This is a genomic window from Formosa sp. L2A11 (assembly GCF_009796865.1).
Classification (GTDB): domain Bacteria; phylum Bacteroidota; class Bacteroidia; order Flavobacteriales; family Flavobacteriaceae; genus Formosa.
Window position 1 is genome coordinate 186731 of record NZ_CP047028.1, and the last position, 13996, is coordinate 200726.

Sequence of the window (13996 nt, forward strand, 5' to 3'; positions counted from 1 at the left end):
AATCAATTGAAAACTACGCTACTAATAAGAGCGTAGTTTTTTAAATTTATATCATTATGAAAAAAACATATTTCTTTTTAATCCTTATCGTTGCATGTTTGTGTGTAACGACAGCTTTCTCACAGATACTGACTCCGCAAACAACGCTTTTAAATGTTGAAGCAGCCATAAAAACAGCAGAGCAACATACAGAAAACATAAAAACAGATAATGAAGCTCGAATTATTTGGGCTAAAGATTACAAGGCAAAACAATCGCCTATTGCATTTGTTTACTTACATGGTTTTGGAGCTAGTAACAGAGAAGGAGAACCTATTATGTCTATGCTCTCTAAGCAATATAATGCCAATGTATATCTGTCTCGTTTAAAAGAACACGGCCTAAATAGAGCAGATAATTACAAAAATTTAACTCCAGAGAACTATATTGCTACCACTAAAGAAGCTTTAGAAATTGGTAAATTATTAGGAAAGCAAATCATATTAGTAAGCACATCTACAGGTGGTACCTTAAGCTTAAAATTAGCTTCAGAAGATGCTTCTATTGCTGGTCTTGTTATGTATTCTCCTTTTATTGGTCTTAAAAATCCGGCCTTCAATGCCATTCTTACTCCAGAAGGAAAAGCTGGTTTTACACAAATGAATGGAGGAGAAATTATGAAACAAAACAGAGGCGAAGCCGAAAGTAAATATTGGTCTACATCTTACCATATTGATGGGTACGAAGCCTTAATTAAAATGCTTAATAGCACTGCAACTGTAGAGACCTTTAAAAAAGTAAAAGCTCCCGTTTTTGTTGGTTATTATTATAAAAACGAGAAAGAACAAGATCAAGTTGTTTCTGTTCCTGCAATATTAAATATGTATGACAACTTAGGAACTCCTAAAGACAAGAAAGAGAAAGTTGCTTTTCCTGAAGCAGGAAATCATGTTATTGCTTGCGATTTAAGATCTAAAGATTACATGAATGTTTACAATAAAACAGTAGACTTTATAGACACTGTTATTTTAGAAAAAGAACGTCTTTATAATTTCGAATTACAAGGACACAGAGGCGCAAGAGGTTTAGAACCTGAAAACACCATTCTTGCCTTTAAAAAAGCTTTAGACTTAAAAGTAAATACCCTAGAATTAGACGTTGTTATTACTAAAGATAAAAAAGTTGTAGTTTCTCATGAACCTTGGTTAAACTACGAAGTAACCTTAGACGCTAAAGGAAATAACATTACAAAAGAAGATGCTTTAGCATTCAACATCTATAAAAATAAATATAAAAAATTAAAACAATACGATGTTGGATCTCTAGGAAACCCTAAGTTTATTAAGCAAGAAAAAATTGCAGCACACAAACCTTTATTATCTGAGGTCATAACTTATGCTGAAGGAATAAATTCTGAAATTCTATATAATATTGAAATAAAAAGCACACCTACAGATGAAGCTAACGGATTTCAACCAAGTGTAAATGAATTCTCTGATTTATTAATTACAGAAATAAAGAAGGCAAACTTACCATTAAATAGGGTTGTAATACAAAGTTTTGATCCTCGCGTTTTAGAATATCTACATAAAACATATCCAGATTATACGCTATCCTTTTTAACGTATGAAAACGATTTTGAAACCAATATGAATATCTTAAGTTTTGTACCTGAAATTTACAGTCCGTATTACATATTATTAAATAATCAGGAGGTAAAAAATATTCACGCCAAAAACATGAAAGTATTTCCTTGGACCGTTAATACAAAAGACGACATGATTAATGTTCTAAAAATGGGTGTAGATGGTATTATTACCGATTATCCAGATATTGCGCTTCCATTAAGACAATAATATAAATATTAATTATCGCCTAAGAGCTACCTTTTTAAGTCTTTTAGGCGATAATTTTATCAACACCAATCTAACCAAGAGCACATTACACAACGAGCACTTCTAGCTCCTTTTATCTATTAACATTTCTTTAACATTTTATTTAATTTTTATTTAATGAAAATTGATATTTTCGCTCACTAATGAAACTCAGTTGCATTAAAAATAGCGTCACATATCTTTTCCTAGTCCTTTTTATTTCAATGAAATTGGTTGGGCTTCATGCTTTGTCTCATATTGATGATGACGATCATGATTTACATTGTGTGATTTGTCAGCACACAGCTACTCAGAATTTAACACCAGTATTAGCTCCAGATTTACATAATTACGACTTAGAAGTTCCTGTGTTTATTGTAGAAAAAGAGTTGACTAAAAATTATAGTTTCAGTATCTCTAACTCTCTAGATATACATCAGCTTTTTTCGCGTCCTCCACCATCTCTTATATAACTATTTCTATACATTTAATTATAATTATTTAGCAACAACACATTATCTAATGGTGCTGTGTTAGTTTGTTAAACGATGATACATACTTGTGTGTCATTATTATAAATATTAACTAGTTGTGGTGATTTTATAAATCTATCATCGTTATATGTGTAGGCACAGTGAATAGTTCTTATTTCCAGAACATTTTTTTCTAATCTTATAGTATTTTAATATGCTTAAAAAAACACTTAGTGTGTGGCTATGCTTTAGCCTATGCACTATTGCGTTTGCGCAAGACTCTTGGTTAATTAAGGGTGTTGTGTTAAATGCCAACACGTTACAGCCTATAGATGGGGCTTCAATAAGTAGAGGGAATTTATTCTCTATATCATCTGATACAGGCGAATTTACACTGAAAAACGTTAAACAAGGTAGTTATGATCTTGTTGTGTCTAGCATGGGATTTACATCAAAAACCATCACTATTCAGGTAGATTCTAAGCTAAAAGATGTCATTATTTACCTAGAAGAATCAGCTACAAATCTGGACGAAATTGAAGTACTCGGAAAGTCTAAAAAAAGAGAACGCATGGAAACTCCTGTCGTTTCTTATAATGTTTCTGAAACTTTTTTAGAAGAAAACAGAGAAAATAGTTTAATGCAAACCCTAAGTAAAATACCAGGAGTTAGCACCATAAATATTGGATCTGGACAATCCAAACCTGTCATTCGAGGTTTAGGATTTAATCGTGTTGCTGTTGTACAAAATGGAATAAAACACGAAGCACAACAATGGGGAAATGATCATGGTTTAGAAATAGATCAATACGGTATCGAGAACATCCAAATTATAAAAGGCCCCGCATCTTTAGTCTATGGCTCAGATGCTATTGCTGGTGTTGTAGATATTCAACCCAATGCGATTCCTGATATACATTCGTTTTCAGGAGATATAAATCTTTTAGGAGAAACAAATAATGATTTGTTAGGCGTATCTGCTGGTGTACAAGCTAGAACTCATAATTGGTTTTATCGCGGTCGACTTACCTATAGAGATTATGGCGATTATAAAGTACCAACAGATCAAATTAGTTACGAAAATTACATATTCAATTTACACGACAATAATTTAAGAAACACAGCTGGAAAAGAAGCAGATGCAAGTTTTAGTCTAGGTTATATTAATGATAATATACAGTCTGAAACTACTTTTAGTAATGTAAATGCTAAAAACGGTTTTTTTGCCAATGCACATGGTTTAGAAGTAAGAACTTCAGATATTGACTATGATAGTTCTAATAGAGATATTGATTTGCCTTACCATAAAGTAAATCATTTTAAAATTACTAATAACATAACTATTTTTAGTGAAGACCATACGTTTTATTTCGATTTAGGTTATCAAAACAATCTAAGAGCAGAACATTCAGAAGCTGTACCTCATGGCTATATGCCAAAACCAGCCAACACAAAAGAGCGAGTATTTAATAAAAACACATACGCCTTAAATGTTAGAGATGCTTTTAAACCTAATAATGCTCACGACATTGTTTTGGGCGTAAACATGGAGTTTCAGGATAATAACATTGGCGGCTGGGGCTTTTTAATTCCAGAATATAACCGTTTTACTTTTGGCGCTTTCGCGTTTGATACGTTTAAAATTAATTCAGACTTACACCTTCTAGCAGGTATTCGTTACGATTTTGGACGTGTAGATACTAAGGCGTATTACGATTGGTTTCCGTCTACAATCAATAATGAAGACGGATCGACATCTTATGTGTATTTGCAAAGAGCACAAGATAAATCTTTAGACTTCGGAAACTTTAGTGGCTCTGTAGGCTTGAGTTACATTTTAAATCATACCACATTTAAAATTAATGTTGGAAAAAGTTTTAGAATGCCTTTAGCAAACGAGTTGGCTTCAGACGGAGTGAATTACCACATGTATCGTTACGAAAAAGGAAATTTAGATTTAGATCCAGAAGCATCCTACCAAATAGATTTAGATATCGACCATACAACCAGTGCTTTTAGTATTGGCGTGAGTCCTTTTGTTAACTTTTTTGAAAACTTTATTTACCTAAATCCCACATCTGGTTATTACGAAACGCTACAAATTTACGAATACACCCAAAGTAAAGTTTTTAGAATTGGAGGAGAAATTAGAGCCAGTACTACGGTTTTTGAAAACCTAAAATTAGACGCTTCTGCAGAGTATGTGTATTCTAGACAAACTAGTGGTGCAAAAGAAGGGTTTACTATTCCGTTTTCTCCACCGTTATCAGGTTTGCTTTCTGCTAGATATCAATTTAAAGACCTATTGTTTTTAAGTAAACCTCAGCTTATAGCAGACTATAGAATTACAGCTTCTCAAGAGGAGATTGTTCCGCCAGAAGAAGTTACAGATGGTTATCAATTATTCAACATGTCTTTTCTAGCAGAATTAAATCTATTCAAAAATAATTCGCCTGTAGAAATGCGTGTAAAATTAAACAATGTATTCAATACAAAATATTTCGATCATACCAGTTTCTATCGCTTAATAGATGTGCCAGAAGCCGGAAGAAACCTATCCTTATCATTAACAATACCATTATAAATATTAACAATCAATTTAAATCAACAACAATGAAAACAAGAATTATGAAAACAAATTTTAAATTTTTAGCCATTGTCCTTTCTCTAGGATTATTTTTACAATCATGTAGCAGTGACGATGACAACGCTGTAACAAGTGCTCCCGAAGTTTCAGGTTTTGAATATGGCGCAGGTAGTGACCACTCTACAGATCAAGTGGCTTATAAAGGATCTAATATTCATTTAGAAGCAGAAATTTATGCAGAAGCTACAGTGAGTAGTATTACTGTGTCTATTCATGCACACGACTTAGAACTTGCAGATGGTGAGGTAGATTGGGATTTCGAACAAGTATTTACAGATAGTAAATATTTAGCCATAAACCCTACGTTTCATGAACATATAGATGTCCCTACAGATATTCCTGCAGGAGAATATCATGTTGAATTATTAATTACAGACGAAATTGGAAATAGTACAGAAGTAGAAGGTTACATCCAGATTTTAGATCTTATTACGTTAAGCGATATTTCTATAGATGAAACTGTAGTTCGAGGAGAAGATTTTCATACCGAATTTATGATTAATGCGTTTAATGGAATACATTCTATAACTGTAGATGCGCATGCACACGGACTTACTTTAGCTGATGGTGAAGTTGAATGGGATTACGAAGAAGAATTTTTAGAAGGTTACCATGAAGAAACAGAAGTAGAATTCCATGAGCATATTGATGTTCCTTTAACTGCTCCTGCTGGAGAATATCATATCATTTTTACAGTTGAAGATGAAGATGGTAATACAAAAGAGTATGAAACACATATAGATGTTACAGCTTAATTAAAAATTTACACCGCATAATATAACTTTATATTATGCGGTTCTTATACCCTTATAAAATGCAATTTACCTTAAAATATTATTACTTTATTTTATCTATGCTTCTAATAGCGTCATGTTCTAGTGACGATAGTATTGATAAAGATGAAGAAAAACCAACGATTACCGTTAATTATACAGATGGATTTCCGCAGGGCTGCTCAGTACTTACAAAAGGAGAAACTTACAATTTCAGAGCTCAGGTTACAGACAATAAAGCATTGGCATCTTATAGCATAGATATTCATAATAATTTTGATCACCACACACATGACGATCAAGTCACAGAATGTGATTTAGAAGAGATAAAAGATGCTGTAAATCCATTTATTTTAATGGAAAACTATACAATAGAGAACGGATTAACTAGTTATGAAATTAATGTTTCGGTAACTATTCCTAACGATATAGATGCCGGAGATTACCATTGTGCGTATTCCGTTACCGATGAAACAGGATGGCAAGCCAGAACATCTATCGATATAAAAATAACCGATTAGACAACTTTAACAATAGGCGCTTTAAAGTAAAATATTCAAATAAAAAGAAGCTTACAGGTTCAAGAGATTGAAATTGTAAGCTTCTTTTTTTATATGCTATAAAATATTTTTTGGATTCATTTATACAATAATCAATTCCATGCCCATATCAATCAATTTATTTTTAGTGCGTTCATCAATACCTGAATCTGTTATAATTTGATCAACATCATCAAGTCCACAAATTCTACCAAATCCTTTTTTATTGAATTTTGAAGAATCTGCTAACACTATAATTTTTTGCGCCGCTTTAATCATTTCTTTATTTAAAGACGCTTCCATTAAATTTGTAGTTGTAAGCCCATAATCAAGATCGATACCGTCTACCCCCAAAAACAATTTGGTAAAAGTAAATTCTGACAACATACGTTCTCCAATAGGCCCTATTACAGATGCAGAACTCGACCTTACCATACCACCTAGTTGCATAACATCAATATCTTTAATCGCTGCCAATATTACAGCAGTATTTAACGATGCGGTCAATACCGTTAACCCTTCTAAAGGTTTAATATGTCTGGCAAATTCAATAACAGAAGTCCCAGAAGCAATGATAACACTATCGTTTGCTTCCAATAGTTCTACAGCAGCCATCCCTATTTTCTTTTTTTCTTTAGCATGTATCTTCTCCTTAATATTTACAGGATTTTCTGTAATATATGGATTTACAGAAATTGCTTTTCCATGCGACCTAAATAACAATTTCTTTTCTTCAAGAAGTTTAAGATCCTTTCTAATAGTGACTAACGACACTTTAAACTCATCACTTAGCTCGTTAACGCTAACAAATCCCTCTGCTTCGAGTTTCTCTAATATAAATTTGTGGCGGTCTATAATATTTAGTGGCATCTGGTTTCGTTTTATACAAAAATAAAGATTACTAATATCATTACGAATACGAAAAGTACATTTTTTAATAAATTATCAATTTCAAAACGAAACTACAATTTCATATTTCAAACAAAAAGCACCATAAAAACAAAAATATGATAACCAAAGACCCTCATTTTTATTAAAATAAGTTAAAAAAACATAACAAATAAAAAAATAACAAATAAAAACTTTTGTTTTGTTTCGTTTTGTTGTAAATTTATTCAAAATTAAAAAGGCACTAAGAATATAAACTAAGGAATCATGAACAGAAAAATAATGATAGATAAGTTAAGAAGTAATTCTAAAACTTACGATTTCGTAATAATAGGAGGCGGAGCTACCGGTATTGGTATTGCGCTTGAAGCCTCTGCAAGAGGTTACTCTGTTGCTTTACTAGAAAAATCAGATTTCACAAAATCAACATCAAGTAAATCTACTAAATTAATGCACGGTGGAGTTAGATATTTAGCACAAGGTGATATTGCTCTAGTTCGTGAAGCCGCTGTAGAACGTGGTTTAGCACTAAAAAACGCACCACACATTACTAAAACACAGTCGTTTATAATCCCAACACATGGTTTGTACGATGAAATATTATATACTATTGGATTAACCTTTTACGATTTATTAGCAGGAAAACTTAGTCTTGGAAGATCCAGACGTATTTCGAAAGCCAAAACTCTAAAACGTATTTCACTTATAAATCCAGATAAAATTTCTGCAGGTGTAGTTTATTACGATGGTCAGTTTGACGATTCACGTATGGCTATCAATGTATTACAGTCTGCAGTAGAAATGGGAGCTGAAGTTGTCAATTATTGTGCTGTAGATAATTTAATAAAAGACGCAAACGGAAAAACCATAGGTGTTAAAGCTCACGATGAAATAGATGGAACACAATTCGAAATAAAAGGAAAGCAAGTAGTAAATGCTACAGGTGTCTTTGCAGATGATATACTACAAATGGATTCTCCTGGAGCAGAAAAAACAATTGCACCTAGTCAAGGTGTTCACTTAATATTAGATAAATCCTTCTTACCAGGAGACGATGCCATTACCATTCCTAAAACAGACGATGGTAGAGTATTATTTTTAGTCCCTTGGCATAACAGAGTTATTGTAGGAACAACAGATACTCCATTAGAAAAAGAATCTCTAGAACCTGTTGCTTTAGAAGAAGAAATAGGATTTATTTTAGCAACTGCTGGTAGATATTTAACAAAAGCACCTAAAAGAAGCGATGTCTTAAGTGTATACGCAGGTTTACGTCCGTTAGCTGCTCCAAAAAAAGAAGGAAGTAAAACAAAAGAAATCTCTCGTAGTCATAAAATTTACACTGCAGCATCTGGACTATTAACCATTGTAGGAGGTAAATGGACAACTTTCAGAAGAATGGGACAAGACCTTGTAGATAAAGCTGAAGAAAACCACAGCTGGAAACATATCCCTTCAAAAACAAGACATTTAAAAATTCACGGTTATAAAATCAACCCAGATTATAACAATCCGTTACATGTTTACGGAAGTGATGAAGCTAACATTTTAGAATTATCTAAACAAAACGGATGGGATACATCTATTAGTGATTCTATGGGTGTAATAGAAGCTCAAGTTATTTGGGCAGTAAGAAAAGAAATGGCTTTAAACATAGAAGATTTTCTAGCCAGAAGAGTGCGTTGTCAATTATTAGATGCAAAAGAGAGTATTAAAATGGCTCCTAAAGTTGCAAAAATAATGGCAAAAGAATTAGGTAAAGATGATGCTTGGCAAACCAAACAAGTAGCAAATTACATAGAGGTTACCTCAAATTACGTATTATAAGTTCAACAAATCAAACAACTACATTGACATGAAAAGTAAATTAATTTTAGCCTTTGACCAGGGGACTACATCGTCTCGAGCTATTTTATTTAACCATGATGGAGAAATCGTAAGAGTGTCTCAAAAACCATTCGAACAAATTTTCCCTAAACCAGGTTGGGTAGAACATAACCCTAACGACATTTGGTCTTCACAAATATCTGTAGCCGCCGAAGTTGTAGCGCAACAAGGTATTAACGGAACAGACATTGCCGCAATTGGTATTACCAATCAAAGAGAAACCGTTGTAGTATGGGATCGCGAAACCAGCGAACCTATTTATAACGCAATCGTTTGGCAAGACAGAAGAACATCTAGATACTGTGACGAGCTAAAAGATGCTGGACACACAGATCTTATTAAAGAAAAAACAGGTTTAGTTATTGACGCCTATTTTTCTGCAACAAAATTAAAATGGATTTTAGATAACGTAAAAGGCGCTAGAGAAAAAGCAGAAGCTGGAAAACTATGTTTTGGAACGGTAGATTGTTGGTTAATCTGGAAACTAACCAGAGGAAAAATGTTTATTACAGATGTTTCTAACGCAAGTAGAACCATGTTATTCAACATTCACACCATGTCTTGGGACAAAGAGTTAATGGAGTTATTTAATATTCCAGAATCTATGCTACCAGAAGTAAAACAAAGTAGCGAAGTTTACGGTACTACTGCAACTACACTATTCTCAACAAAAATTCCAATTGCAGGTATTGCCGGAGACCAACAAGCAGCTTTATTTGGACAAATGTGTACTAAACCAGGAATGGTTAAAAACACATATGGAACAGGTTGTTTCCTATTAATGAATACAGGTAATAAAGCGGTGTATTCTAAAAACAATCTATTAACAACTGTAGCTTGGAAAATTAACGGAGAAACAACATACGCCTTAGAAGGTAGTGTCTTTGTAGGAGGAGCAGCAATTCAATGGATACGTGACGGTCTAAGAATGGTAAGAACGGCTCCCGGAATAAATCATTTAGCAGAAATGGCTGAAGATAATGGTGGTGTGTATTTTGTACCTGCATTAACCGGTTTAGGTGCGCCTTATTGGGATCAATATGCAAGAGGTGCTATTCTTGGAATTACTAGAGGAACTACAGATGCACATATTGCACGAGCTACATTAGAAGGTATCGCTTTTCAAGTGTATGACATTGTAAAAGCAATGGAAGCAGATGCTGGAGAAAAAAGCATTGAACTTAGAGTTGATGGTGGTGCAACTGCTAGTAACTTATTAATGCAAATACAATCTGATTTATTTGGATTTAAAATTATAAGACCTAAAACTCTTGAAACTACCGCAATGGGTGCTGCATATTTAGCAGGACTAGCCGTTGGTTACTGGGACAACATAGACGACATACAATCGCAATGGATTGTTGATAAGGAATTCTTTCCAGAAGCTCCTAAGGAGAAAGTAGACAATATGTTACACTATTGGCATAAAGCCGTTAAATGTACACAAAATTGGATCGAAGAATAAACTATAATCAACAACCATAAAACTTGAAATTATGTCAATTTTAGTAGCTGAAATATTAGGTACCATGTTAATGATTCTATTAGGTAACGGTGTAGTCGCTAATGTCGTTTTAAAAGGGACAAAAGCAGCTGGAGCAGGATGGATTGAAATCACAACAGCATGGGCCTTAGCCGTATTCGTAGGTGTAATTGTTGCAGGCCCATACAGTGGCGCACATTTAAACCCCGCAGTAACCATAGGTTTAGCAATAGCCGGAAAAGTCTCTTGGGCTTTAGTTCCCGAATATCTTGCAGGAGAAATGATAGGTGCTATGTTAGGAGCCTTCTTTGTATGGTTATTTTACAAAGACCAATTCAAAGCAACCGATGACGAAAGAGGTATGTTAGATTGTTTCTGTACAGGACCCGCTATTCGAAATCCTTTATCAAACTTAACAAGTGAAATTATAGGAACGTTTGTCTTAATTTTTGTAATATTTTACATCACAGGTGCAAATGTTAATTTAGGAATAGAAGGAGATCCATTAACACCTATAGGTTTAGGTTCTATTGGAGCAATACCAGTAGCTTTCCTTGTATGGGTAATCGGTTTATCTTTAGGAGGTACAACAGGATATGCAATTAATCCTGCTCGAGATTTAGGACCAAGAATCATGCACGCTATACTACCTGTAAAAGGTGGAAGTGATTGGGGATACGCTTGGATTCCTGTAGTAGGTCCAATTATAGGTTGTGCTATTGCAGCATTCTTATATATGGCCGTAATGTAAATATTCCTTTAAGAAAAACACCATGAAAAAAATACTCATAATATTCGTAACACTGCTAGCTATGCAAATTAGCAATGCCCAAGAAACAGAACTTAAAGACAGCCCAATAGACTTTAATGTAGATGTGAAAACAAACCACTTATGGAGAGGTTTGGTAATTACAGACAAACCAATGGTTGCCGTTTTCTCAAAAGTAAATTTGGAAAAAACAGGTAGTTTTACAGCTGGATTTTGGGGTGGAATGTCCTTCTCTAATGAAAGTGACGGCACGTCGTATAAAGAAATAAACTACTATGCCCAATATGCAAAAAATGGATTCTCTATAGGAATTTGGGATTTATTTAATACCCGTAGTGTTGAAAACCCAGACGTCTGGAACTATGACAAAGAAACCACCACTCACCTATTAGACCTAAGAACATCTTATACTTTTAACGAGAATTTTCCTCTACGTTTAGAAGCAGATATTTTACTATATGGTAGTGGAGATTCTCAAAGAGATGATAATGGCGATTACGAACAACGTTACTCTACTTATGTAGAAGCATCGTACCCTATTATTAAAGACTCTAAAGTGAATTTAAATGGTTATGTAGGCGCTGGTTTTTCTCTAAATGGAGATACTCATTTATACGGAGATGGCGAACAAAATTTCGATTTAGTAAACGTAGGTTTAACAGCTTCAAAAACGCTTAGATTTTCAGATTTAGCTTTCCCTGTATCTGCAACAACAATGTGGAATCCTTCACTAAAAATTGCAAGAGTACAATTAGCGGTTAGTTTATTTTAAAATCATAAAGTAAATTCTTAAATATTAAAAAGTCCCTTTCTCTTTAAATTATTAATTAGAAAGGGACTTTTATTATTCTACAGCACACAAACTTCTATTTTGTATTTACAACAAAAGAGATTACAAACTGTACACAACTAAAAAGCCCTTAACAGGGCTTTTTTCATTATAAAATTATTATATAATGTTATCGCTATATTTTACAACCCTGCATTTTTAAAAGCTTTAAGACCTGCAAAACGAGATGCTTTTCCCAATTCGTTTTCAATACGCATAAGCTGATTGAATTTTTCAATACGTTCTCCACGACAACCACTACCTGTTTTTAAATGACCTGCATTAAGTCCGACTGTTAAATCGGCTATAAAAGTATCTACAGTTTCTCCACTTCTGTGAGAGACAAAACAGTTATATGCATTTTTATTAGCAAGCTCCATGGTTTCTAGTGTTTCGGTTACTGTTCCAATTTGGTTTAATTTAATTAGAATAGAATTTGCAACACCTTTATTTATCCCTTCTGTTAGAATTGCTTTATTTGTACAAAATAAATCGTCTCCAACAACTTCAATTTTATTACCAATAGACTGTGTCATGTTTTTCCAACCTTCCCAATCATTTTCTGCTAAACCATCTTCTAATAAAACAATAGGATATTGGTCTACCCAACTTTCCCACATTTTAATCATATCGTCACTTGAAACTAATTTCTGAGAACTTTTAAAAAACTTATACTTACCATCTTCCCACATTTCACTACTTGCAGGATCTACACAAATACTTACATCTTTTCCTGGTGTATAACCAGCTTTAGTGATACCTTCTAAAATCATTTCAACAGCTTGTTCATTAGATTTTAAATCTGGAGCAAATCCACCTTCATCTCCGACACCTGTACTAAAATTTTTAGCTTTTAACACGGCTTTTAATGAATGAAAAACTTCTTCTCCCATTCTAATAGATTCTTTAAAAGATGCTGCATTATGAGGTGCAATCATAAATTCTTGAAAATCTACCGTATTATCGGCATGTCTTCCTCCGTTAATAACATTCATACAAGGAACAGGCATAACATAAGCATTACTTCCTCCTAAATATTGATACAAAGGCATGTTAGAACTTAATGCTTTAGCACGAGCAAAAGCCATAGACACACCAAGTATGGCGTTGGCACCTAACTTAGACTTGTTGCTTGTACCATCTAACTCAATTAAAAAATAATCTAACTCGCGCTGATTGGCAAAATAGGTATTAACAACCGCTTTTGCGATAATGGTGTTTACGTTATTTACAGCTTTTAAAACACCTTTACCTCCGTAACGTTTTTTATCGCCATCTCTTAACTCTGTAGCTTCACGCTCTCCGGTCGATGCACCACTAGGAACCATGGCTCTAGAAACGGTTCCGTCTTCTAATTGTAAATCTACTTCTACTGTTGGATTTCCTCTGGAATCGAGGATTTCGATTGCATGAATTTTTTGAATTTTCATAATCTAAATGTTTAGTATTTAAATCAGTTATATTTTTTTTTAAAAACCAATAGAAATCAAAACTTATTTTTTGCTATTAAACAGAAAAATGAGAGCATGAAATCTGATTAATTTTTAACTTAAATTATAATACAAAGTTAGTCGTTTTTTAGCTCACGAATAAAACTTAAACCATTTAAAAACAGATTTTTGAGAATTAAAAAAGCAAACAAAAACCTAAAAAACAGAAGCAATTAACCTTTATTTAACGTGGAAAAACTTAAACAATAAACACAACTATCTCTATCCATTTATTTATGATAATTTTTATAAAGTAAGGTTAAATTTAACACCAAAACAGCTATACTTATACGCAACACTAAAGGCTTAAAAAAGCTTCAATTTTAAGATTACGTGTGAATTTGAAATTAAACATAATTAAAAGT

At 33.3% G+C, this 13996-nt stretch carries 11 protein-coding genes; 9 read left to right on the top strand and 2 right to left on the bottom strand.

The window, feature by feature from the left end; all coding sequences use genetic code 11:
- Positions 1–56: 56 nt before the first annotated feature.
- The 5 genes from GQR95_RS16660 to GQR95_RS00840 all read left to right on the top strand — a co-directional run bounded on the left by GQR95_RS16660 (position 57) and on the right by GQR95_RS00840 (position 6267).
- Positions 57–1835, top strand: coding sequence for a glycerophosphodiester phosphodiesterase family protein (locus GQR95_RS16660; RefSeq protein ID WP_233265968.1), 1779 nt, complete (start codon positions 57–59; stop codon positions 1833–1835).
- 242 nt (positions 1836–2077) lie between these two features.
- On the top strand, positions 2078–2326 hold the full coding sequence (locus GQR95_RS00825) for a hypothetical protein (RefSeq protein WP_159021366.1): 249 nt from the start codon (positions 2078–2080) through the stop codon (positions 2324–2326).
- A gap of 214 nt (positions 2327–2540) precedes the next feature.
- Positions 2541–4910 carry a TonB-dependent receptor gene (locus tag GQR95_RS00830; RefSeq protein ID WP_159021367.1) on the top strand — a complete coding sequence of 790 codons (2370 nt, stop codon included), beginning with the start codon at positions 2541–2543 and terminating at the stop codon, positions 4908–4910.
- 29 nt (positions 4911–4939) lie between these two features.
- Entirely contained in the window at positions 4940–5728 is a 789-nt protein-coding gene (locus GQR95_RS00835) for a DUF4625 domain-containing protein (protein WP_159021368.1), read from the top strand.
- A gap of 59 nt (positions 5729–5787) precedes the next feature.
- Entirely contained in the window at positions 5788–6267 is a 480-nt protein-coding gene (locus tag GQR95_RS00840; protein WP_159021369.1) for a DUF4625 domain-containing protein, read from the top strand.
- 120 nt (positions 6268–6387) lie between these two features.
- On the opposite strand, the gene GQR95_RS00845 is transcribed toward GQR95_RS00840, so the two are convergent.
- A complete protein-coding gene (locus tag GQR95_RS00845; protein ID WP_159021370.1) occupies positions 6388–7155 on the bottom strand; it encodes a DeoR/GlpR family DNA-binding transcription regulator in 768 nt (255 codons plus the stop codon).
- Positions 7156–7440: 285 nt separating this feature from the next.
- On the opposite strand from GQR95_RS00845, the gene GQR95_RS00850 reads away from it, so the two are divergent.
- From GQR95_RS00850 to GQR95_RS00865, 4 genes are read left to right on the top strand one after another with little or no spacing between them, the layout of a single operon-like run.
- The gene (locus GQR95_RS00850; protein ID WP_159021371.1) at positions 7441–9000 is read left to right on the top strand and encodes a glycerol-3-phosphate dehydrogenase/oxidase; all 1560 of its coding nucleotides are present in this window, start codon (positions 7441–7443) and stop codon (positions 8998–9000) included.
- A 28-nt stretch (positions 9001–9028) separates the two neighbouring features.
- On the top strand, positions 9029–10525 hold the full coding sequence (gene glpK / locus GQR95_RS00855) for a glycerol kinase GlpK (RefSeq protein ID WP_159021372.1): 1497 nt from the start codon (positions 9029–9031) through the stop codon (positions 10523–10525).
- A 31-nt stretch (positions 10526–10556) separates the two neighbouring features.
- Positions 10557–11294 (top strand): MIP/aquaporin family protein, encoded by a 738-nt coding sequence (locus GQR95_RS00860; RefSeq protein WP_199269626.1) that lies wholly within the window; start codon positions 10557–10559, stop codon positions 11292–11294.
- A 22-nt stretch (positions 11295–11316) separates the two neighbouring features.
- Positions 11317–12084, top strand: a complete 768-nt coding sequence (locus GQR95_RS00865) for a hypothetical protein (RefSeq protein ID WP_159021373.1) — start codon at positions 11317–11319, stop codon at positions 12082–12084.
- 200 nt (positions 12085–12284) lie between these two features.
- Here GQR95_RS00865 and eno read toward each other — a convergent pair whose 3' ends face one another.
- Complete coding sequence (gene eno / locus GQR95_RS00870) at positions 12285–13574, bottom strand: phosphopyruvate hydratase (RefSeq protein WP_370514540.1); 1290 nt, start codon at positions 13572–13574, stop codon at positions 12285–12287.
- Between the last annotated feature and the right edge of the window lie 422 nt (positions 13575–13996).